This is a genomic window from Paenarthrobacter sp. NPDC089322 (genome assembly GCF_040684895.1).
GTDB lineage: Bacteria > Actinomycetota > Actinomycetes > Actinomycetales > Micrococcaceae > Arthrobacter.
Genome location: NZ_JBFBGW010000003.1, coordinates 183,607 through 205,881 on the forward strand (window position 1 = coordinate 183,607; position 22,275 = coordinate 205,881).

A 22,275-nucleotide genomic window follows, 5' to 3' on the forward strand; every position below is an offset into this window, starting at 1 on the left:
CCTGGCCGGCATATTTTGAGCGGTCTTTGTTTAAACGGAGATCCCTGGCTCGGCACCACGAGTGCTCAGCGCGGCGTATGTTGGCACACCGACGAGGGCTGTACGTAGCCCCTCGTCGCAGTTATTAGACTTGTACGAGTCGAAAGAGGTTTGAAAATGTTTGAGTCCGTTCAGGGACTGCTTGATGAGCATGCTGCTATCCAGGCGCAGTTGAGTGATCCTGCCGTTTATGCCGACCAGTCCTTGGCTCGGAAGCTGGGGCGGCGGTCTGCTCAGCTTCAGGGCATCGTGGAGGCTTACAACAAGTGGCGCGGGCTCAATGACGACCTTGAGGCTGCCAAGGAAATGGCTGCCGAGGATCCTGACTTCGCCGCTGAGGTTGAGCAGCTCGAGGAGCAGATTCCCGCGGCCCAGGAGAAGTTGCGCCGTCTGTTGATCCCGCGTGATCCGGATGACGCCCGCAACGTGATTCTTGAAGTGAAGGGCGGCGAAGGCGGAGACGAGGCCGCCTTGTTCGCCGGAGACCTCCTGCGGATGTACATGCGCTATGCGGAGTCCCGGGGCTGGAAAACCGAGATGATCTCCGCCACCGAATCCGACCTTGGCGGATACAAAGACGTTTCCGTGGCCATCAAGGGCAACTCGAATGATCCTGCCGAAGGTGTCTTTGCGCGGTTGAAGTTCGAAGGCGGTGTCCACCGCGTGCAGCGTGTTCCCGTGACCGAGTCGCAGGGTCGGATCCACACGTCGGCCGCCGGTGTCCTGGTGCTTCCCGAAGTGGACGAGCCCGAGGAACTCGAGATCAACCAGAGCGACCTGAAGATCGACGTCTACCGTTCGTCCGGTCCGGGCGGCCAGTCCGTGAACACCACTGACTCCGCCGTCCGCATCACCCACTTGCCCACGGGCATCGTGGTGGCCATGCAGAACGAGAAGTCCCAGCTTCAAAACCGTGAAGCCGGCATGCGCGTGCTCCGTGCCCGGCTCCTGGCCCACCAGCAGGAGCAGATCGATGCCGCCAACTCGGAACAGCGCAAGTCGCAGATCCGAACCATGGACCGCTCGGAACGCATCCGGACCTACAACTTCCCGGAAAACCGCATCGCGGACCACCGCACCGGCTACAAGGCCTACAACCTTGATGCCGTGATGAACGGTGACCTGGAACCCGTCATCCAGTCAGCAATTGAGATGGATGAGCAGTCGCGCCTGGACGCGATCGGCGAGTAACGCCGGGAACCTTCCATGACGTTCTACCCAGGCCAAAGCCTCGCGGACGCAGTCCGCGAGGCCGCTGCCGTTTTGTCCGACGCTGGTGTTCCCAGCCCCAGGGTTGACGCCGAACTGCTTGCCGAGCACCTCCTGGGGGTCGGGCTTGGACGGCTCAGGACCATGCTGCTGGGCGATTCGCCGGCTCCCGATGGTTATGCCGAACTTGTAGCCGAGCGCGCGGGTCGCATTCCGCTGCAGCACATCACCGGCGTGGCGTATTTTCGCCACCTTGAGTTGAAGGTCGGGCCAGGCGTATTCATTCCCCGCCCCGAAACAGAATCGGTTGTTCAGCTGGTGATCGACCACCTGAAAGGCGTTCCGCAGCCGAAGGTGGTGGATCTCGGCACCGGTTCCGGAGCCATCGCCGGCTCCATCGCTCACGAGGTCCCGGAAGCCGATGTCTACGCCGTGGAGTTCAGCGTTTTTGCGCATGCGTGGGCCAGCCGGAACCTCGAACCCCTGGGTGTGACCTTGATCCAAGGCGACCTGCGTGATGCGTTGCCGGACCACAACGGATCCTTTGACGTCGTCGTGTCCAATCCGCCCTACATCCCGGCGGAAGCCATACCCAACGAACCTGAAGTAGCCCTCCACGACCCTCCCGAAGCGCTGTACGGCGGGGGAGCGGACGGCATGGAACTTCCGACGGCGGCTGCTGCCTCTGCGGCGCGCCTCCTGAAGGCCGGCGGCTACTTCGTGATGGAACACGCCGAAGTCCAGGCGGCATGGATCGCGGGACTCCTGCGGCGTACAGGACACTGGACTGACGTCACCACGCACTTCGACCTCAATGGCAAGGAACGTGCCACGAGCGCGGTGCTGGCAAACAAGGCTGCTGATGAGTGAAAGAATAGCGCTGTGACCACAACATACAACTGCACTTCCGATGACCAGCGGGCTGAGGGACTTCAACACGCACAGCGTGCCATCAGCGAAAAGAAGTGCATCGTTCTGCCGACGGACACCGTCTATGGAATAGCGGCAGACGCCTTCTCACCCTTGGCCGTAACGATGTTGTTGGCGTCCAAGGGACGGAGCAGGCAAATGCCTCCACCTGTACTCATCCCGCGTATCAACGCCCTGGACGGACTCGCCACCGACGTACCTGGCGATGCCAGGGCCCTGGCCCAGGCGTTTTGGCCGGGTGGACTGACGCTCATCCTGCATGCACAGCCATCCCTGGACTGGGACCTGGGAGATACCAAGGGCACCGTGGCCCTGCGTATGCCGGATGACGAGCTTGCCTTGGAACTCTTGGGCCTGACGGGTCCACTTGCTGTCTCCTCGGCCAACCGCACCGGCCAGGAAGCGGCACAAACGGCCTCCGAGGCCAGAATGCAACTGGCCGAATCCGTGGACGTTTACCTCGAAGGCGGCTTCCGGCCCGTGAAGGGTACGGCTGCCGTGCCCTCGACGATCGTGGACGCGACGTCATCTCCGTTCAAAGTGGTGCGCCAGGGAGCGATCTCCTTGGAACAGCTGCGCGAGGTGGTTCCGACCGTACTTGGCGTCGGCGAGACGGCTTTGCCGGGGGCAGATGACGCATCGGAGGCGACTGTCCCGGCGGACTCCGCGCACGGTGAAGTCGGGCACGCTGACGTTACTGAGCCACCCGCCGTCGAGGATCCGATCAGGGCTTCCGCGCCGGAGACCGCAGCTGAAACCAAACCGGAATGATTCCAGACCGCCAGCGCGTCCCCGTCCTGGACGTCGACGCGACTCCGCTGCGCGTCAATGAGCTGATCGAAGCCCTGGGCGGACTCATTGCCGCCGGCACCACCGCAACCGTGCTGGGCCATAACCTCCACAGCATCACCCTGTTTCACTCGTGCGCGGACTTCCGTTCCCTCTATGACCAGAGCTCGATCGTGTTGCTTGATGGCGCGCCTGTCGCAATGTTGTGGGGACTTGCCCACAAACGCCAGCTCACGCCACTTCAGCGAGGACCCATGGCCTACCGTCTCGGCTCCATGGACTGGGTACCTGCTCTGGGCGGGGTAGAAGGCCTTGAACGGGTTGCCGTGATTGGCGCCGGACGTGCTGCGAATACCGAGGCCGTGGCGCGCCTGCGCACCATCATCCCCGGAGCCACGGTGGACGGCATGCCCGGTGAAGCCTGGGACGAGGACATCGAAGATGCCGTGGTGGCGTGGCTGGCGGACTTCCGTCCCCAACTGGTCCTGCTGGGCCTGGGCATGCCGCTCCAAGAGACGGTGCTGCGTCGACGACTCCTGCAGTTGCCCCCCGCCGTCTACTGCGCCGTGGGCGGAGCCATCGAGCAAGTGGCCGGTGTCCAGAAGCTCGCACCCCGCTGGTTGGGCCGGCTCGGCCTCGAATGGGCATGGCGGCTGGTGCTCCACCCGGGTCGGGTCGCCTACCGCGTTTTTGTTGAACCGTGGAAGCTTGCGGGCCTTCTGGCCCGCCGGCACTTCCGTCCATCCAAGACCAAAGGCAAATAATGACGTCCCAACCCGTTGTAGTCGCCGTCGTCGTGACCTATAACCGGCGTGAACTCCTCGAAACTACTTTGGCGGGCATCGCCGCCGGCACCCAGGTGCCGGACGCCGTCGTCGTGGTGGACAATGCCTCCACTGACGGTACTGCCGAATTCCTGCGCAACTATGCGGGTTCGGTGCCCACTGACATCGTCACTCTGAACACGAATGTCGGCGGCGCAGGAGGATTCGTCGTGGGTATGGAACGCGCCGTCCTTGACCACGCAGCGGACCAAGTGTGGATCATGGACGACGATACCGAGCCGCAACCCGAAGCCCTTCGGGAAGCGCTGGACGTGTGCGGCGCCTACCGGCGGGAAACCGGAGAGGCCCCCGCGTTTGTCGCCAGCCGCGTGGTGTGGACTGACGGCCGGGACCACCCCATGAACCGCATGCGACCACGGATCGGGGCCAGCGGCGAATCGCGGAGCATGGCCGCCCGCGTCGGTGCCACACAGATCAGGAGCGCGTCCTTTGTGTCCGTGCTGATCCGGGCCGAGGAGATCAAGCGGCACGGCCTGCCGATCGCCGATTACTTCATTTGGAATGACGACCTCGAATACACGGCAAGGATTTCGCGTCGCGGCACCGCCTTGGCAGCGCCTGCCTCAGTGGCCAACCACCACACCAAGGTATTCGGCGATGCCGGGGCAGACCCAGGGCCGCGTTTCTACTACGAGGTGCGGAACAAACTCTGGGTTTACACACGATCCACGGCGCTGGCACCTTGGGAAAAAGTGCTTTTCACGGGCGCGTCGATTCGCAACTGGACCAGGACGATTGCTTCCTCGCCGAACCGAAAGGTGTTGCTGGAAGGCCTTTTCAAGGGAGTGCGCCACGGCCTGAAGGCGCCGCGTTCCAACGCTGAAGTGCTAGAGGGAATCTACGACTTGCGCGAAGTCCATCAACCGGTCAGGTAGACCCAATACCCTTTTTCTGCAGTCCATCAAAGCTGCGGCTTACGGCTGTGTCACGGAGCGGTCACGGCCGTTGGCATTAGTATCGTGACTAGAGTCCACACAAACCCACCATCATTCGGCACAGCCGGTGCAGGCATGGCGACGGAGTAGTTCAATTTATCGACAGACAGAATTCCACACCTTGGGCTGCCCGGAACTAAACGACTATCCACAGACGCATCAGCTGCGTTGGTTGGTCCGTGTTCCGGGCCTGGTCAGCGGGCTGCGCTCCGGAGCCGCGTCATGATCATGTATTTGCTGATGGCGCTCACGGCTGCCGTGGTGTCCTATGCGGCGACATGGGGTGCACGCGTCCTCGGAAACAAGCTGCGGCTCTACCGTCCCATCCGCAGCAGGGACATGCACTCGGCCCTTATCTCCAAGCTTGGTGGCCTTGGCATCTTCACCGGCTTCTTCGTAGCGCTGGTGGTGGCCGGCAATTCGTTTTTCGTGAAGGACATTTTCCGCCACAACGACGCCCCGTGGGGGATCCTCGCAGGCGCCGTGGTCATCGTCGCTGTGGGAGTCGCTGACGATATCCTCGATATCCGTTGGTGGATCAAGCTTCTGGGGCAGGTGGCAGCAGCGCTCATTGTGGCCATCTGGGGAGTCCGGATGTCCGTGGTGCCGTTCATCCCCGAGCCGGTTCTCCTTGAGTCGGAAATCGTCCAAATCGTCCTGACGGCGGGATTGATCGTCACCACGATGAACGCGGTCAACTTCATAGACGGCTTGGACGGCTTGGCCGCCGGAGTGGCAACCATTGGCGGCGGTGCGTTCTTCCTCACCGCGTACTGGGTCCACCGGAACAACCCTTCCACGGATAATTCGGACCTGGCGACACTCCTGATGGCAATCCTCGTTGGCGGGTGCATCGGGTTCCTGCCGCACAACTGGTTTCCGGCCAAGATCTTCATGGGTGATTCCGGCGCGATGCTGATAGGCCTGCTGATGGCCTCTGCCGGTGTCGTGGCCACAGGCCAGATCAGTTCCGGTCTCTACGATCGCGCCAACGGTATCCCGACCATCATCCCGATCCTGCTCCCGTTCGCCGTGCTGTCCCTTCCCCTGCTTGACTTCGGCATGGCGGTAGTCCGCAGGACGGCGCGGGGGCAGTCACCGTGGTCGGCGGACCGGGGGCACCTCCACCACAAGTTGGTGGATCTCGGATACTCGCACCGCACCGCCGTCGTCATGCTCTATGTCTGGACTTGCATCCTGGCCTTTGGCGGCGTCGCTTTCGCCGTCTTCCCTTGGCAGATCGTGCTGATTATCGACGTCGCTGCTGCGCTGGTGATGGCCGCCGTGACGGCATGGCCGTACTTCACGCGGAACACGGCGCGTCAGGGGGAGTAACTCATGACGCGCAGTTATGGTCACAGTTCTATCTCATGTAGAATTCCTTCTGCGGACAGTCACTCGCCCGTAACACCACTTTGAGAATATGGCACCTGTGCCACGAGGATTGGTATCCCCATGACATCCAACGCCAACACCGGACGCCCGTCCGGCAAACGCGTTGTTGGAGTTTCCGGACAATCTTCCTCCCTATGGCTTCGCCTTCTTGCACTCAGCGCCTCTGCTGCGCTGGCGGCCACTGCAGTGACATGCTTGGTCGCGGCCTTCATGAACGGCGGGGAAGGCGCGCTCTCAGCAGTATTCGGCGCCGCGCTGGTGATGCTCTTCTTCGCAATCAGCCTCCTGATCGGCCACTTCGTGGGACGCAACAATCCCTCCGGAGCAGTAGGACTCTTCGTTGCCACCTACTTCGTCAAAGTGGTCGGCTTCGCGGTAGTGCTGTTTGTGATTGGTGCCCCTGAATGGCTCCACGACCGCTGGTTCCTGATCGGCGCCGTCGTATCCGTGGTTTTCTGGCAGGCCGCCGAAATCTACGGCTTCGGCAAGGCGCGGTTGCAGATTTACAACGACCCCGCTGAACAGAAGGGTGGCCCGGATGTCCTTGCGTAAGCGCAACTCCGGCCAGTCCGGACATGCTTCCCCGCCAAGCAACACCAACGATTCTGCCGAACCCGGAAACGACGGCGGATACAACGCCGGCATTGCCGTCTTCAGCTACATCATTGGCGGGATCATTGTCTGGAGTTTGATAGGCTGGGGTCTGGATAATCTGTGGGGGACCCGCTGGATTGTGCTCCTTGGCGCTCTGCTGGGAGCCGCAGGAGGGTTCTATCTTTCCCATATGCACGGCCTCACCAAGCAAGGTTCTTCTGCTGGCGGGAGCAACGCAGACAGCGGTCCGTCCACGGACGGGGACAGTAATGCCAAATAATTTCACACGGAAACCGGACGCCTCGAACGTGTCCACCTTCCACCCAATGCCCAATGATGGACACAGCAGAGAGGAAACGCGTTGATCGCGCTTGCGCTCCCCGCCCAGGATTCGGGGTCATTCACCCCACCCGGAATCGACGAAATGCACCTGCCGGCAATCCTGCCTTGGGGTGCGCACGATGGCTTCTCCAAGCAGATGTTGCTGGTGATCCTTTCGGTCGTCATTATCGCTACATTCTTCATCCTCGCTGCACGTAAGCAGCAGCTGGTTCCCGGCAAACTGCAGTTCGCAGGCGAAATGGCCTATGGCTTCGTCCGCAACAGCATCGCCAAGGACATCATCGGCGGCAAGGACTTCATCAAGTACGTCCCGCTGCTGTTCAGCCTGTTCTTCTTCATTCTGTTGAACAACATCTATGGCGCGATCCCGCTGATCCAGCTTCCGAGCTTCTCCCACGTTGGCGGCGCGTACGTCCTCGCGGGCATCGTGTACTTCACCTGGATCGCCATCGGCATCAAGAAGAACGGCCTGAAGTACTTCAAGCTCGCCACCGTTCCTTCCGGCGTGCCGTGGTACATCCTCCCGATCGTCGTACCGATCGAAATCATCTCCAACTTCCTGGTCCGCCCGGTCACGCACAGCCTCCGTTTGTTTGCGACCATGCTGGCCGGCCACTTGATCGTCATGCTCGCCGGCTCCGGCATCGAGTTCCTCGTCATGCAGGAGAACGTGCTGCTCAAGGGCGCATCGGTCCTCGTGCTCGTCGGCGCCATTGCCATGTACATGCTCGAAGCTTTGATCATGGCCCTGCAGGCTTACGTGTTCACCCTGCTGACCGCGATCTACATCGAAGGCGCCCTGCACGCCGACAGCCACTAGGCACCCACACACTTCCCCTCGCGGGGATGAAGCAACCCAAACAACCTGCCGCACGGGCGGCATCTTGAAAGGAAGAAAAAATGGAAGGCACCATCAACGGCTCCCTCAACCTCATCGGCTACGGTCTTTCGGCCATCGGCGGTGGTATCGGTGTGGGTCTCGTGTTCGCCGCTTACATCAACGGTGTAGCACGTCAGCCGGAAGCTCAGCGTGTGCTGCAGCCGATCGCGTTCCTTGGTCTGGCACTGACCGAAGCTCTCGCCATCCTCGGCCTCGTCTTCGCTTTCGTTCTTTCCTAGTCCTAAGAACCAAGCGAATTCCAAGCACGAGTAGATAGGACGGGTGAAACATGAATCAGCTGATCATCTCAGCCGCCACTGAAGGCGAATCGGTCAGCCCCCTGATGCCCAACATTTGGGAGATGGGCGTCGTCCTCGTCGGCTTTGCGGTCCTCATGTACATCGTGGTCAAGTTTGTTGTCCCGATGTTCGAGAAGACCTTCGCAGAGCGCGCCGAAGCGATCGAAGGTGGCATTGCAAAGGCCGAACAGGCCCAGGCAGAAGCTTCTGCGGCTCTTGAAGAGTACAAGCAGCAGCTCACTGATGCCCGTGCCGAAGCCAACCGTATCCGCGAGGAAGCACGCGCCGAAGGCGCCCAGATCCTCGCTGACCTGAAGGCCAAGGCCGCTGCCGAGTCTGCACGCATCACCGAGCAGGCACACGCTGCCATTGAGTCCGAGCGCCAGGCAGCAGTTGTCTCGCTCCGCTCCGAGGTCGGCACCCTGGCAACCACCCTGGCTGGCCGCATCGTTGGCGAAGCACTTACCGACGACGAGCGTGCCGCACGCGTTGTGGACCGCTTCCTGGCGGATCTGGAGACCCAGAACGCAGGTGCAGCTAAGTAATGGCAGGTATATCGAGCGAATCGCTGACCACGGCGCTGGCAGAGTTGGAAGCGAAGCTTCCTTTGGCCTCGCTGCAGTTGGCTAAGGACCTCTTCGGAATCCTGGGAACGGTGGACAGCTCGGCTGGCTTGCGCCGCGCCCTGACTGACCCGTCCCGTAGCGGAGACGAGAAGTCGGCGCTGGTCAAGCAGCTGGTTGGCGGAAAAGTCTCCGCTGATGCTGCTGAGATTGCAGGCGGATTGGCCAGCTCGCGCTGGGCTTCTGCACGCGATATCGGCGATGCACTCGAGACTCTTGCCGCCACGGTTGTCATTGCCGTAGCTGAAAACAAGTCGGCCGTTTCTGCCTCCGGTATTACGGGGCTGGAAGAGCTGGAAAACGATCTGTTTGCTTTCAACCAGACCGTTGCTTCCAGCCACGAAGTACAACGTGCTCTGTCCGAACCGCAGGCATCCGCCGCGGCCAAGGTTGCACTGGCCGAGAAGCTTGTTCCTGGCATCAGCGAGGAAGCAAAGGTTCTCATCGGCCAAGCGGTAACGCAGCCACGCGGTGTCAAGCCGAGCAAGCTCGTCGAGTCGTTCGCCAAGCTTGCAGCCAAGCGTCAGCAGCGCTGGATTGCAACTGTCAGCGTTACCCGTCCGTTGACGGAAACGCAGGCCAGCCGTCTGCAGGCCGGGCTGGATGCCCTGTACGGCCGCGAACTCAAGGTCAACGTCAACGTTGACCCCGCCTTGATCGGTGGAATCCGGGTTCAGGTAGGCGACGAAGTGCTTGACGCTTCGGTCATCGCCCGCTTGACCGAGCTCCGCCGTCAGCTCGCTGGCTAGCGAAGACAAAGCACAACTAACTGATATAAAACCCGGTCATCGTGAGCAACGATGATCACGAAACAGGAGAGCAGGGACTGCAGATGGCCGAATTGACCATCAACGCCGACGACGTCCGTAATGCGTTGAACGAGTTCGCGGCGTCCTACGAACCCGGTAACGCAGAGCGCGTAGAGGTTGGTCGTGTGACCACCGCAAGTGACGGCATCGCCCGTGTTGAGGGTCTTCCCTCGGTCATGGCGAACGAGCTGCTTCGCTTCGAAGATGGCACGCTGGGCTTGGCCCAGAACCTTGACGTCCGCGAGATCGGTGTCATTATCCTCGGTGACTTCACCGGTATCGAAGAAGGCCAGGAAGTTCACCGCACCGGTGAGATCCTTTCCGTTCCGGTTGGCGACGCCTTCCTGGGTCGCGTTGTCGACCCCCTGGGCCAGCCGATCGACGACCTCGGCGAAATCAAGGCAGAGACCACGCGCGCACTGGAACTCCAGGCTCCTGGCGTTACCGAGCGCAAGTCGGTTCACGAGCCGATGCAGACCGGCCTCAAGGCTATCGACGCCATGATCCCGATCGGCCGTGGCCAGCGTCAGCTGATCATTGGTGACCGCCAGACCGGCAAGACCGCTATTGCCGTGGACACCATCATCAACCAGAAGGCCAACTGGGCTTCGGGCGATGTCTCCAAGCAGGTGCGCTGCGTCTACGTCGGTGTCGGCCAGAAGGCTTCCACCATCGCCGCCGTCCGCCAGACCCTGGAAGACCACGGCGCGCTGGAATACACCACCATCGTGGCTTCCCCGGCTTCGGACCCGGCCGGCTTCAAGTACCTCGCACCGTACGCGGGCTCGGCCATTGGCCAGCACTGGATGTACGGCGGCAAGCACGTCCTGGTGATCTTCGATGACCTGTCCAAGCAGGCCGAAGCCTACCGCGCCGTGTCGCTGCTGCTGCGTCGTCCGCCGGGACGCGAAGCCTACCCGGGCGACGTCTTCTACTTGCACTCCCGCCTGCTGGAGCGTTGTGCAAAGCTCTCCGACGAGCTTGGCGCGGGTTCGATGACCGGTCTGCCGATCGTTGAAACCAAGGCAAACGACGTTTCCGCCTACATCCCGACCAACGTGATCTCCATTACCGATGGCCAGATCTTCCTTCAGTCGGACCTCTTCAACGCCAACCAGCGCCCCGCTGTTGACGTCGGTGTGTCGGTTTCCCGTGTTGGTGGCGCCGCACAGGTCAAGTCCATGAAGAAGGTCTCCGGTACTTTGAAGCTGGACCTGGCCCAGTACCGCGATATGCAGGCCTTCGCGATGTTCGCATCGGACCTCGACGCTGCTTCCCGTCAGCAGCTGACCCGTGGCGCACGCCTGATGGAGCTGCTGAAGCAGGGCCAGTACTCGCCGTTCCCGGTCGAGAACCAGGTTGTTTCCATCTGGGCAGGTACCAACGGCTACCTGGACGACGTTCCGGTTGAGGACATCAACCGTTTCGAATCCGAGTTCCTGGAGCACCTCAAGCACCAGTCCTCCATCCTGACCACGCTGGCCCAGACCAACGTCCTGGATGACGACACCGTTGCAGCGCTGAAGGAAGCCATCGTTTCCTTCAAGAAGGGCTTCTTCGGCGAAGGCGACAACCGACTGGTTGGTGCTGGACACGAAGAGCACGAAGCGATCTCGGGCGGCGACGTCGACCAGGAAAAGATCGTCAAGCAGAAGCGCTAGTTTCGATGACCTGCTCTGCCGGGGTCCGCAAGGGCCCCGGCAGGGCAGTACATCGGGAACTTAGGAAAGGATAAGTATGGGAGCCCAGATCCGGGTCTACCGTCAGAAGATCAGCTCGACGACGTCGATGCGCAAGATCTTCAAGGCGATGGAACTGATCGCTACCTCGCGCATCGGTAAGGCCCGCGCCCGCGTAGCAGCTTCACTGCCTTACGCGAACGCGATTACCCGCGCCGTTTCTGCTGTCGCAACTCAGAGCGAAATCGACCACCCGCTGACCACCGAGCCGGAGCAGATCCGCCGCGCCGCCGTCCTCATCATTACTTCGGACCGTGGCCTTGCAGGATCCTACTCCGCCAGTGTGCTCAAGCAGGCCGAAGGCCTCACCGAGCTTCTTCACGCAGAAGGCAAGGAAGTCAAGTCGTACCTGGTCGGCCGGAAGGCGCAGGCTTACTTCGATTTCCGTAACCGTGACTACGCCCGTGTATGGACCGGCGGCACGGATGCTCCGGAATTCGAGACAGCCCAGGAAGTCGGGGCTGCCCTCCTTGAAGACTTCGCCACCAGCTATGAAGAGGGAGGCGTGGACGAGATCCACGTTGTCTACACCCGCTTCAAGTCGATGGTCACGCAGGAGCCCACGGTGATCCGTTTGCTCCCGCTCGAGGTCGTCGAAGAGGAAGCAGCTTCGGAGTCCGAGCTGTTGCCGCTGTACGAGTTCGAACCGGAAACGGAGCAGGTCCTCGACGCCCTGCTGCCGCGTTACATCGAATCCCGTATCTTCGCAGCCATGCTGCAGGCAGCTGCTTCCGAGCTCGCCGCCCGTCAGCGCGCCATGAAGTCGGCCGGTGACAACGCTACGGAACTGATCAAGAAGTACACGCGCCTTCGCAACACGGCCCGCCAGGCCGAGATTACGCAGGAGCTTTCCGAGATCGTGGCCGGCGCCGACGCCCTCGCGTCCTAGCCGGCAACGGATTCGGCCCGAAGCCGCACCTGCACCAAACAGATAAACTTAACCCCACGCCATCTACTGAGTGAAGTGAGAGAGATGACTGCCACTGCTACCGAACACGTAGCAACGGCCGGTGCAACCGGCCGCATTGCCCGTGTTATTGGTCCGGTTGTCGACGTCGAATTCCCGGCTGACGCAATCCCCGAGATTTACAACGCACTGACCACTGAGGTCACCCTCAACGGCCAGACGAAGACCATCACGTTCGAGACCTCCCAGCACCTGGGTGACAACCTCGTCCGCGCCATCTCCCTGCAGGCTACCGATGGCCTCGTTCGCGGTACCACCGTGCAGGACTCCGGTGCCCCGATCTCCGTGCCCGTTGGCGATGGCGTCAAGGGCCACATCTTCAACGTCCTGGGCAAGCCGCTGGATGTCGAAGAGTCCCAGATCAAGGCTGACGCCTACTGGCCGATCCACCGCAAGGCTCCGAGCTTTGCCTCCCTCGAGGGCTCCACCGAGATGCTCGAGACCGGCATCAAGGTCATCGACCTCCTCACCCCCTACATCAAGGGTGGAAAGATTGGTCTGTTCGGTGGCGCCGGTGTTGGCAAGACCGTTCTGATCCAGGAAATGATCACCCGTGTTGCCCGTAACTTCGGTGGTACTTCGGTGTTCGCCGGTGTTGGCGAGCGTACGCGTGAAGGTAACGACCTCTGGGTTGAAATGGAAGAGGCCGGCGTTCTGAAGGACACCGCCCTTGTTTTCGGCCAGATGGATGAGCCGCCGGGAACGCGTCTGCGTGTTGCCCTCTCTGCTCTCACCATGGCGGAGTACTTCCGCGATGTGCAGAACCAGGACGTGCTGCTCTTCATCGACAACATCTTCCGCTTCACCCAGGCGGGTTCCGAGGTTTCCACGCTGCTCGGCCGTATGCCGTCCGCTGTGGGTTACCAGCCGAACCTTGCCGACGAGATGGGTCTGCTCCAGGAGCGCATCACCTCCACCAAGGGTCACTCCATCACGTCCATGCAGGCCATCTACGTGCCTGCTGACGACTACACCGACCCGGCACCGGCAACCACCTTCGCACACCTCGACGCGACCACGGAACTTTCCCGTGAAATCGCCTCCCGTGGTCTGTACCCGGCAGTTGACCCGCTGACGTCGACCTCCCGTATCCTGGACCCCCAGTACATCGGCAAGGATCACTACAACACGGCTGTCCGTGTGAAGCAGATCCTGCAGAAGAACAAGGAACTCCAGGACATCATTGCCATCCTTGGCGTTGACGAACTGTCCGAAGAGGACAAGATCGTCGTGTCGCGTGCACGTCGCATCCAGCAGTTCCTGTCCCAGAACACCTACACCGCCAAGCAGTTCACCGGCGTTGAGGGCTCCACCGTGTCCATCAAGGACACCGTTGAAGGCTTCACGGCGATCTGCGACGGCGAGCTGGACCACATTGCAGAGCAGGCGTTCTTCAACGTCGGTGGCCTGGATGACGTCGAGCGTAACTGGGCCAAGATCCAGGAACAGACCAAGTAATATGGCTGAGCTTGAGGTTGAGATTGTCGCAGCGGACCACTTTGTGTGGTCCGGTGCGGCCAAGATGGTGAAGGCCCGCACCAGCGATGGTGAAATCGGAATCCTGCCGGGCCACTCGCCCCTCCTGGCCATCCTGGCCGCGGGCGAGCTGGCAATCCAGCCGGTTTCCGGCGACCGTATCGCGGTAGAAGTTGACGGCGGTTTCTTCTCCGTCGACAACGATCGCGTGGTCATTGTTGCTGACAACGCCCACCTGGGCGAAGCGGCTACAGCGGGGATCCGATAGCACCACCCTGATGGACGATTCCCTTATTCCGTTCATCGCCCTGGCAACGGCGTTTACGTTGCTGATTTTCACACTGTGCCTTTTCGGGGTGCGTCGCTTCAATCTGCGGCGCGCCCTGGGCACGGTCGACGCCTCCATTTGCACAGCTGGACACAGCTGGCAGATGGGGGTTTGTCGTTATCAGGACAATGAACTTGAGTGGTTCCGCTTGATGTCCTTGAGCGTGATACCAAAGCACAGGTTTAAGCGCAGCTCCTTGGAGCTCCTGGGCCGTCGCCAGCCTACCGAGGATGAACTTGTCCGTGTGCAACCAGGCGTCGTGGTGGTGGAGCTCGAGTATGAAGGCCGGAAGTTCATGCTGGCCATGAACTTCGACGCCTACGCCGGGTTGTCGTCCTGGCTGGAAGCCGGACCTGTCATCGGCGTTGGAACCTGGCGTTAGGCGCCATGGATTTTCTTTTGGACGTCAGCCTGGTTGATGGGCCGTTCCTTTGGTTGAGCATCGCTTGCGGTGTTGCCGGGGCGGCCTGTTTGCTGTGGCGGCGAAGCCGCTCGTGGCCGCTGGTAGTCTTGGCGTCCGTGGCTGCCGGAGTCGGCATCGTAGCTCTGGCACACTGGATACTGATCGACGTTTTGGCTGTTTTCTCGGAGAATCTTCCGTTCGAGACGTTGGCCTGGTCGGTACCTGCTGTGGCAGCGATAGTACTGTGCGCAGCACGCTTTCCGCGGTCAAGCTGGCGGGGTCGCTCGGGCAGTGTTGTGGCCGCGCTGGCCGTCGTGCTTCTGAGCGTGGTCCAAGTCAACGTCTACTTTGGGCTCAACAACACGGTGGCTGACCTGCTGGGTACGGCAGTTTCCCGCATCCAACCCCTCGAAGCAGGCCTGCAGCGGAACCAGGGCACCAAGCGCGGGGTACCGTTATCCCAATGGACTGCGCCGGAGTCCATGCCACGCGGCGGGCTCCTTCGCAAGGCCAATATCCCCGGCACCTCCTCCGGCTTCATGGCACGGGACGCGTACATCTACCTGCCGCCGGCTTATCAAACATCAGCCCGACCGGACTTGCCGGTCCTGGTGCTGTTTTCCGGGCAACCCGGAGGTCCCGCCGACTGGTTGACCGGGGGTCAGCTCCGTTCCCAGCTGGACAAATATGCAGAAGCACACAACGGTCTGGCTCCTGTCACGGTTGTGGTTGACCCGAACGGATCGGGCAGTGCCAACACCATGTGCATGGACAGTCGCATTGCCGCTGCGGACACCTATCTTTCCCGTGATGTTCCTGCCTGGATTACCGCCACCCTGGACGTTTCGGATGACCCTGGACAATGGGCAGTCGGAGGGTTCTCGTTCGGGGGTACATGTGCCGTCCAGATGGGAACCAGCCACCCCGAACTGTTCTCATCCATTCTGGGTTTCGCCGCCGAGCAGGAACCAGCTCTTGCCAAGGACCGGAACAAGACCATCGCGGACTCATTCGATGGTGACGTCAATGCGTTCGAATCAAGGACTCCTTTGGTGCTGATGCAGCAGCGCACGTACGAAGGCAACGGCATGTATTTGACGGCTGGTGCCACAGACACAGAGTTCACGGACTACATGCATGTGCTTGCCGATGCAGCAAGGTCAGCCGGCTTCACTACGGAAGAGCACTCCATTCCGCATGCCGGCCACTCCTGGGACGCTGTGGTCCGGAGCATGCCAGGCGCCTTGTCCTTCCTGGCCGGCCGGTGGGGACTTCCGCAGTGAGTCTTGCCTTGGAAGGTGTTGTTCAGCCTGCCTTGAGGCATGCGGCGAGGCATCTTCGCGCCACGCCCCTCACCCTGTTTGTCGTCGTCCTGTTTATTGCCATAAGCATCGTCTCGGGAAGTTTCCTTGCGGGACCTCCGGAATCGTGGCTACCTGTCGCCGGGGTGACGTTGGAAGGTTTGAAGGCAGGGGAGTGGTGGTCTATCTGGACTTCGTTGTTCTTCACAACCAATGCCTTGGCCTTCGTGACTTCGGCGCTCATGATGTTGTTCCTCCTCGGGCTTTCGGAACGTCAACTCGGTTCCCTTCGGACCCTGGCGATCTTCCTGGGGAGCCAGTTCGCGTGCGTAGTGGCCTTTCTCCTGGTCACCCAGGTCGCACTGCACGCCGGTGACGGCTGGCTTTCGCAAATGGTGGACCAGCGGTTGATCGGCCCGTACGGAGCGTTGATCGCGACGGCGCTGGCGGCCAGCGCCTACCTCCCGACGTTGTGGCAACGGCGTCTCCGGACGGTTACGCTGTCGTTGTCGCTGCTGCTGGTGCTGTACGTCGGACACGCTGAAACCGTTGTTGGTCTCCTCGGTGCCTTGCTGGGCCTGGCCGCCGGCTGGTGGATGCAAAGCAGCCAGGGACACCTTCACTTGCACCGCTCCACCGGCCGTGAAGTGCGGAACCTGCTGTCCCTGACCATGGCGATCTTTGCGGTCGGTCCCATCCTCACTGCGGCTGCCAAGAGTCCCTCCGGACCGCTCGCCCTTTTACGTGACGTTATCCTCAACCCACTGCCTACGTTGAGCCAGTTGGAAGAGAGTTGCGGGGGAACGGTGGATGTGGCTTGCCTGGATATTGGCCGCCAAGGCTACACAGGTCCCCTTGGCTTGGCCTTGGCTGTGGTCCCTGTGGTGTTGCTGCTTATTTGTGCCGATGGAATGCGGCGTGGCAGGCGCTTGGCCCTGGGCATTGCGATTGCGGTCCAATTGGTGGTGGTCGGGTTGTCGGCGGTGTACCTGGGCCTTTTCGCCGGGATGCCCTTGCCGCAGGGGCGTCCCCCTGTCGGTATGCTGAATTCCCCGGTTGCGCATCTCATACCCCTGGTGTTGGTTCCCCTTGCCCTCGCGGTGCTGCTGTTCGCGTACCGGGGGCACTTCCGGGTGGAGTCTTCTGCCCGTCTACGGCGCCGCGTCTTCTGGTTGGTCGGGCTGACGGGCGGGCTGCTTGCGCTGGCCTATACCTCTGTGTGGTTGGCCGCGGGAGGAATGACGCGCGACGGCGGGCTGTTGGGTTTGGGTGCCGAACTCGCCAGGCAGTACCTGCCGGTACCCTTGCCAGGCGTCTACCGGAAGGTGTTCGCCGAACGCGACGCCACGGAGGCCTTCCTCTTCTCCTACTCGGGAACAGTGTTTTGGCTGGTGGCCCTCCTCGGCGTCTGGATTCTCCTTCTTCGCGGACACCATGCGGGGGGACTCGACCGTCACTCACGGGACCGGGCCAGGGAATTGGTTAAGGCCGGCGGGGATTCGTTGTCCTGGATGGCGCTCTGGGAACCGAACAAATTCTGGTTCAACCGGCAGGGCACCGGGGGAGTCGCCTTTCAACAGCACGGTCATGTTGCCTTGACGCTGGCTGGGCCTTTTGGTGCGCGCGAACACCATGTCGAAACGGCAAAGGACTTCCTGGAGTATTGCTCGCAGCATGCCCTGATACCGTGCCTTTACTCATGCACGGACGAGTTGTGGCCCATGCTCCAGTCCCGCGGCTTCCGACGGGTTGCGGTCGCCCAGGAGACCCGACTGAACGTCCGGGGCCTGGAGTTCCGCGGCAAGGAGTGGCAGAACGTACGGACGTCCCTGAACCGCGCCGCCAAGATGGGCATTACCGCAGTGTGGGGACCCTATGCAGAACTCCCTCATGCTTTGCGCACCCAGGTGGGCGAGGTCTCCGAGGAATGGGCCGCGAACAAGCGCGTACCGGAAATGGGCTTCACGCTGGGTGGCTTGGATGAGCTTGAGGACCCCGACGTACTGTGCTGCGTGGCCGCCGACGCCCGGGGTTTTGTCTATGGCGTGACGAGTTGGCTGCCTGTCTACCGCGATGGCCGCATCGTGAGTTGGACCTTGGATTTCATGAGGAGACGGGGTGACGCCTTTCCCGGTGTGATGGAGTTCCTGATCGCCTCCGCGATCCTTCATCTCAGGGAGACCGTCGAAGTGATCTCGTTGTCGGGATCGCCCTTGGCCAGGGAACAGGACGAGATAGACCGGCGGGCAGAGGGCCTGGCGGGAATTTTGGACGTCGTCGGGCAGGCGCTGGAGCCTGTTTATGGTTTCAGGTCGCTCGCGTCGTTTAAGTCACGGTTCAAGCCCGACTACCGGACGCTGTACATGTATTACCAAGACCCCTTGCATCTGCCTGCAATGGGTCGCGCGCTCAGCCGGGCCTACCTTCCGGGATTGTCGGTAAGACATTCCGCAAGGCTCCTTCGGACCTTGGTTGGTTGAATTATCAACGCTTATTGCAGAGAGCCTTTTGGCATTTCTTCATGGTTTGTAACAGACCTTGTTGACATATCAGACATTTATGGACCATTGGCCGTTAAAACACGTTGGCCCCGGCACTAAAGCCGGGGCCAATGTGTTTGTTGAAACTGCTATGCGCAGGATCAGTGGCTCAAACTAGACGACGGTGACGCCGGTAGCCTGCGGGCCCTTGGCGCCCTGGCCGATCTCGAACTGAACGCGCTGGTTCTCGTCGAGGGTCTTGAAGCCACCGGTCTGGATCTCGGAGTAGTGAACGAAGACGTCCCCATCGGAGTCGTCCGGGGTGATGAAGCCGAAGCCCTTTTCAGCGTTGAACCACTTGACGGTTCCCAGTGCCATGTATTTCTCCTCATTTGAAACAGCAGTCCGATACACCTCGTACCGGCCTTGTTACTCCGCGAGAAGATCCGGGATTCCGCCCGGGCTTGGCCCGATTGGTTTCGCAGGAGCTTCACGCTCGCAACTCGTCTTGCGAGCATGAAAACCACCTACACAAAGACTGCTACAACACTTTCATGTGGCGTGCCGGAGGTCAACGGTCTTTTAGGCAATTCTGGAAAATTTTCGGTAAAAAGAAGGTAACGCGGTTCCTGCAATTCGCATTGGACGCATTGCGCTAGTCCAGCCAGTTGCCGTTTCGCATGACACCTGTCAGTCCGAGTTCCTGGTCGGTCATGACCACGTCCGCCCTCAAACCGCGCCGCAAGCCACCAACTTCGTCCGAGAGGCCCAGTACGGCGGCAGGTACGGCCGTCGCCGAGCAGACTGCTTCGGGCAGGGGAACACCTGCTGCCACTGTCTTGCGCACCACTTCCAGAAGCGTTGCTGTTCCTCCCGCAATGGACCCAGTGGCATCGAGTGTCGCCACGCCGTTGCTGACGGTGACCGGAGAGGGGCCCAACATGTAACTGCCGTCGGATAGTCCTGCTGCCGCCATCGAATCGGTGACCAGGACAATGTTGGCGGCGCCGACGAGCTGAAAGACCGTGGCCACTGTGCTGGGGTCGAGGTGGGTATCGTCCGCGATGAGTTCCACCACTGCCTTTCCCTCCTGGGCCGTCCGCAAGCATGCGGCAACCGGACCGGGTGCGCGGTGGTGCATCGGCGGCATCCCGTTGAAAAGGTGAGTCACGGTGGGAAGCGAGCTGACGCCGTCGAAACCTGCTGACTCAAGTCCCTCACGCGCGGCGGCCAACGACGCCGCTGCCGTGGCGTCGTCGCAATCCGTATGTCCGAGCGAGGGGGTGACGCCATGGGAGGTCATGAGATCAACCAACGCGCCGGCCCCGGGGAGTTCGGGTGCGTAGGTCATGGTGGCCAGCTTGCCGGCCGCTGCGCCGACGAGCTCGTCCATGAGGTCAAGGTCCGGTTCGAGGAGGTAATCGGGGTTCTGGGCGCCGCACCTGGCATGCGACAGGAAGGGGCCTTCGAGGTGGATGCCTGCTACGAGGCCTTCGTCGGCAAGTTTGACGTAGAGCTCAATCCCGCGCAGGAGGTCCTCGCGTGGTGCCGTGACCATGCTTGCCAACAGGGTAGTGGTGCCCGAGCGGTGCAGGAAGTCGACTGCCTTGCGTGCCGATGCTTCCTCGCCGCCGGGGAAATCACCGCCGTTCCCACCGTGGCAGTGGACATCCACCAGGCCTGGAAGGAGAAAGCTGCCACTGGGCACGCCAAGGCGGATGGCGCCTTGAAAGCCCTCGAAGTCGTCAACGGAGAATCCCTCCGAAGGTCCGGCGTAGGCAATGCGGTCGCCTTCAATGGCCAGCAGGCCGTCTTCCACCACCACGCCGTCGCTGACAAGAGTCCCGGTAAGGATTTGGTGGCTGGGCGCGGAAGAAGGAACGAAATGGTCTGCGGCAGTCATACCAACGATTCTAGTGGGCTGCGGCACAGCCCCAGGAAGACTGCAACTCAGAAGAGACGGGACTCGCTGTCATCCACTCCACGCATGGCGTCGTAATCCAAGGTGACGCAGTCGATTCCGCGGTCGTTGGCCAGGACTTTTGCCTGCGGCTTGATCTGTTGGGCCGCGAAAATTCCACGGACGGGCGCCAGGAGGGGGTCGCGGTTAAGCAGTTCGAGGTACCGCGTCAGTTGCTCGACGCCGTCGATGTCACCGCGCCGCTTCAGCTCAATGGCAACGGTGGTGCCCTCGGCGTCCCTTGCCAGGATGTCCACCGGTCCAATCGCGGTGAAGTATTCACGCCGGATCAGCGAGTACCCGCTTCCCAGTGTCTCGATCTGTTCGGCCAGGAGACGCTGCAGGTCGGCCTCAACGCCGTCCTTGATCAGTCCCGGATCCACGCCGAGTTCATGCGAGGTGTCGTGGAGCTGCTCATAGATATTGATAATGAGGCGGTCATCGGTTTTCGCGGACTGCACGGTCCACTGCTCCACCACGCCTTCCTCCACTTCCGTCTCCTCCGGCGAGGTGACGCGCAAGGTGGCGGGCGGGCTCATCCAGTTCAGTGGCTTATAGGACCCGCCGTCCGAATGCACCAGCACGGAACCATCGGCTTTCACCAGCAAGAGCCTCGTGGCGAGGGGAAGGTGGGCCTTCAAGCGGCCAACGTAATCAACAGAACAACGGGCTATGACGAGTCGCACCCGCCCCACATTACCGCGTGGCGGGCCATGGCTGGGGCAGAATGGAACCATGCCCCGCTCCAACCGCCCTCGCCGCAACGCGTCCGGTTCACGGTCCGGCAAGCCCGCGGGCAAATGGACCGAGCCGGCCGACGAGCTTGACTTGGAGCGGGCCCGCGCAGGCATCGCCCGGCGCGAAAGCGCTCCAGACGGCGATTGGATGGTGCGGACCATGACGGCAAGGAAAGCGGAGAAGCAATACATCTGTCCGGGCTGCTCCACCGCGATCCTCCCTGGTATTGCACATTTGGTGGTGTGGTCCGATGACCACTTGTTCGGGGAAGCCGCCGGGTTGGCAGAACGAAGGCACTGGCACACCAACTGCTGGACTTCCAGGACATACCGGTACCGTTGATTCGCTTAGGCTTGTTGGCATGACTTTCGACCCCGCTTCATTCGTTTTCAGTCCGCAGGATGCTCCTTCGGCGATCCGGGCCTCCACGGTCCTCCCGGCGCGGCGCGAAAACATAGAGTTCACCACCGAAGACGGCAAGGTCCTGCTGGGGGAATTGGCCCTGCCGGAATCAGGCGAAGTGACGGCGACGCTGATTACGCTCCACCCGCTGCCCACCCACGGCGGATTCATGGATTCGCACGTCTACCGCAAGGCCTCCTACAGGTTGCCTGCCTTGGCCGGTGTCGCCGTTCTGCGGTTCAACACCCGCGGCACCCATTCGCCGCGCGGCACCAGCCAGGGGCATTTCGAGGAAGGAATCGGGGAACGGTACGACGTCGAGGCTGCTGTTCGTTTCGCCGTCGGGCGTGGCCTGCCAAACCGCTGGCTGGTGGGCTGGTCGTTCGGGACGGAACTCGCCCTGATGTACGGTGCGGTGGAGCCGGTGGCCTCGCAAATCGAGGGCGCGGTCCTTCTGTCTCCGCCGCTGCACCGGGCAACGGATGTGCACCTGAAGGAGTGGGCGGCCTCGGGCAAGCCCCTGACTGTCCTGGTGCCGGAGCATGACGATTACCTGCAGCCGGTTGAAGCAGCCGGGCGCTTCGGCTTGGTGCCCCAGGCCCGCCTGGTCGGCGTCGACGGTGCCAAGCACCTGTGGGTGGGCGAAAAGTACGCGGCGCGCGTCCTGGATGAAATCGTCGACGACGTCACTCCGGAGGGTGCGGGCGTCAACGGCCTGCCGCGCGAGTGGGCGGGGCCGGTTGCGGTGTCGGCTTAGTCCGGCTGCAGTGTCGGCCTGGTCCGATAGGTGCG

General features: G+C 61.7%; 24 protein-coding genes. 21 read left to right on the forward strand and 3 right to left on the reverse strand.

The features are described 5' to 3' along the window. Nucleotides 1-156: 156 nt before the first annotated feature. From prfA to AB0N65_RS04900, 19 genes are all read left to right on the forward strand, one after another. Entirely contained in the window at nt 157-1,230 is a 1,074-nt protein-coding gene (gene prfA / locus AB0N65_RS04810; RefSeq protein WP_364158420.1) for a peptide chain release factor 1, read from the forward strand. A gap of 15 nt (nt 1,231-1,245) precedes the next feature. Continuing rightward, on the forward strand, nt 1,246-2,118 hold the full coding sequence (gene prmC, locus AB0N65_RS04815) for a peptide chain release factor N(5)-glutamine methyltransferase (protein WP_364158423.1): 873 nt from the start codon (nt 1,246-1,248) through the stop codon (nt 2,116-2,118). Nucleotides 2,119-2,130: 12 nt separating this feature from the next. Then, nucleotides 2,131-2,949: an L-threonylcarbamoyladenylate synthase gene (locus AB0N65_RS04820; protein ID WP_364158426.1), complete on the forward strand. Its 819-nt coding sequence runs from the start codon at nt 2,131-2,133 to the stop codon at nt 2,947-2,949. Then, complete coding sequence (locus AB0N65_RS04825; protein WP_364158429.1) at nt 2,946-3,731, forward strand: WecB/TagA/CpsF family glycosyltransferase; 786 nt, start codon at nt 2,946-2,948, stop codon at nt 3,729-3,731. The genes AB0N65_RS04820 and AB0N65_RS04825 overlap by 4 nt, the downstream gene beginning before the upstream one ends. Next, nucleotides 3,731-4,687, forward strand: a complete 957-nt coding sequence (locus AB0N65_RS04830; protein ID WP_364158432.1) for a glycosyltransferase — start codon at nt 3,731-3,733, stop codon at nt 4,685-4,687. The genes AB0N65_RS04825 and AB0N65_RS04830 overlap by 1 nt, the downstream gene beginning before the upstream one ends. A 282-nt stretch (nt 4,688-4,969) precedes the next feature. Further along, nucleotides 4,970-6,082: an MraY family glycosyltransferase gene (locus AB0N65_RS04835; RefSeq protein WP_364158435.1), complete on the forward strand. Its 1,113-nt coding sequence runs from the start codon at nt 4,970-4,972 to the stop codon at nt 6,080-6,082. A gap of 120 nt (nt 6,083-6,202) precedes the next feature. Continuing rightward, on the forward strand, nt 6,203-6,694 hold the full coding sequence (locus AB0N65_RS04840; RefSeq protein WP_364158438.1) for a hypothetical protein: 492 nt from the start codon (nt 6,203-6,205) through the stop codon (nt 6,692-6,694). Next, nucleotides 6,681-7,016 carry a hypothetical protein gene (locus tag AB0N65_RS04845; RefSeq protein ID WP_364158441.1) on the forward strand — a complete coding sequence of 112 codons (336 nt, stop codon included), beginning with the start codon at nt 6,681-6,683 and terminating at the stop codon, nt 7,014-7,016. Before AB0N65_RS04840 ends, AB0N65_RS04845 begins: the two co-directional genes overlap by 14 nt. A gap of 81 nt (nt 7,017-7,097) precedes the next feature. Beyond that, the gene (gene atpB, locus AB0N65_RS04850) at nt 7,098-7,898 is read left to right on the forward strand and encodes a F0F1 ATP synthase subunit A (protein WP_364158444.1); all 801 of its coding nucleotides are present in this window, start codon (nt 7,098-7,100) and stop codon (nt 7,896-7,898) included. A gap of 80 nt (nt 7,899-7,978) precedes the next feature. Then, the gene (gene atpE / locus AB0N65_RS04855; RefSeq protein WP_011775261.1) at nt 7,979-8,197 is read left to right on the forward strand and encodes an ATP synthase F0 subunit C; all 219 of its coding nucleotides are present in this window, start codon (nt 7,979-7,981) and stop codon (nt 8,195-8,197) included. A gap of 50 nt (nt 8,198-8,247) precedes the next feature. Further along, a complete protein-coding gene (locus AB0N65_RS04860; protein WP_364158447.1) occupies nt 8,248-8,802 on the forward strand; it encodes a F0F1 ATP synthase subunit B in 555 nt (184 codons plus the stop codon). Next, on the forward strand, nt 8,802-9,629 hold the full coding sequence (locus AB0N65_RS04865; RefSeq protein WP_364158450.1) for a F0F1 ATP synthase subunit delta: 828 nt from the start codon (nt 8,802-8,804) through the stop codon (nt 9,627-9,629). The genes AB0N65_RS04860 and AB0N65_RS04865 overlap by 1 nt, the downstream gene beginning before the upstream one ends. A gap of 83 nt (nt 9,630-9,712) precedes the next feature. Beyond that, a complete protein-coding gene (gene atpA / locus AB0N65_RS04870; protein WP_364158858.1) occupies nt 9,713-11,350 on the forward strand; it encodes a F0F1 ATP synthase subunit alpha in 1,638 nt (545 codons plus the stop codon). Between the two features lie 76 nt (nt 11,351-11,426). Beyond that, nucleotides 11,427-12,317, forward strand: coding sequence for a F0F1 ATP synthase subunit gamma (locus AB0N65_RS04875; RefSeq protein WP_364158453.1), 891 nt, complete (start codon nt 11,427-11,429; stop codon nt 12,315-12,317). 84 nt (nt 12,318-12,401) lie between these two features. After that, nucleotides 12,402-13,853, forward strand: coding sequence for a F0F1 ATP synthase subunit beta (gene atpD / locus AB0N65_RS04880; RefSeq protein ID WP_364158456.1), 1,452 nt, complete (start codon nt 12,402-12,404; stop codon nt 13,851-13,853). A gap of 1 nt (nt 13,854) precedes the next feature. After that, nucleotides 13,855-14,139: a F0F1 ATP synthase subunit epsilon gene (locus AB0N65_RS04885; protein ID WP_364158459.1), complete on the forward strand. Its 285-nt coding sequence runs from the start codon at nt 13,855-13,857 to the stop codon at nt 14,137-14,139. A gap of 10 nt (nt 14,140-14,149) precedes the next feature. Next, nucleotides 14,150-14,581, forward strand: a complete 432-nt coding sequence (locus AB0N65_RS04890; RefSeq protein ID WP_364158462.1) for a DUF2550 domain-containing protein — start codon at nt 14,150-14,152, stop codon at nt 14,579-14,581. A 5-nt stretch (nt 14,582-14,586) separates the two neighbouring features. Beyond that, a complete protein-coding gene (locus AB0N65_RS04895; protein WP_364158465.1) occupies nt 14,587-15,885 on the forward strand; it encodes an alpha/beta hydrolase-fold protein in 1,299 nt (432 codons plus the stop codon). Further along, on the forward strand, nt 15,867-18,383 hold the full coding sequence (locus AB0N65_RS04900) for a DUF2156 domain-containing protein (RefSeq protein WP_364158468.1): 2,517 nt from the start codon (nt 15,867-15,869) through the stop codon (nt 18,381-18,383). Before AB0N65_RS04895 ends, AB0N65_RS04900 begins: the two co-directional genes overlap by 19 nt. 174 nt (nt 18,384-18,557) lie before the next feature. On the opposite strand, the gene AB0N65_RS04905 is transcribed toward AB0N65_RS04900, so the two are convergent. From AB0N65_RS04905 to nucS, 3 genes are all read right to left on the reverse strand, one after another. After that, nucleotides 18,558-18,761: a cold-shock protein gene (locus AB0N65_RS04905; protein ID WP_018776337.1), complete on the reverse strand. Its 204-nt coding sequence runs from the start codon at nt 18,759-18,761 to the stop codon at nt 18,558-18,560. A gap of 277 nt (nt 18,762-19,038) precedes the next feature. Continuing rightward, complete coding sequence (locus tag AB0N65_RS04910) at nt 19,039-20,286, reverse strand: amidohydrolase family protein (protein ID WP_364158471.1); 1,248 nt, start codon at nt 20,284-20,286, stop codon at nt 19,039-19,041. Nucleotides 20,287-20,333: 47 nt separating this feature from the next. Continuing rightward, a complete protein-coding gene (gene nucS / locus AB0N65_RS04915; RefSeq protein WP_364158474.1) occupies nt 20,334-21,029 on the reverse strand; it encodes an endonuclease NucS in 696 nt (231 codons plus the stop codon). 49 nt (nt 21,030-21,078) lie between these two features. Between nucS and AB0N65_RS04920 the strand changes: the two genes are divergently transcribed. Continuing rightward, complete coding sequence (locus AB0N65_RS04920) at nt 21,079-21,423, forward strand: ATP/GTP-binding protein (protein ID WP_364158477.1); 345 nt, start codon at nt 21,079-21,081, stop codon at nt 21,421-21,423. Between the two features lie 19 nt (nt 21,424-21,442). Then, complete coding sequence (locus tag AB0N65_RS04925; RefSeq protein ID WP_364158480.1) at nt 21,443-22,240, forward strand: alpha/beta hydrolase; 798 nt, start codon at nt 21,443-21,445, stop codon at nt 22,238-22,240. Nucleotides 22,241-22,275 lie beyond the last annotated feature (35 nt).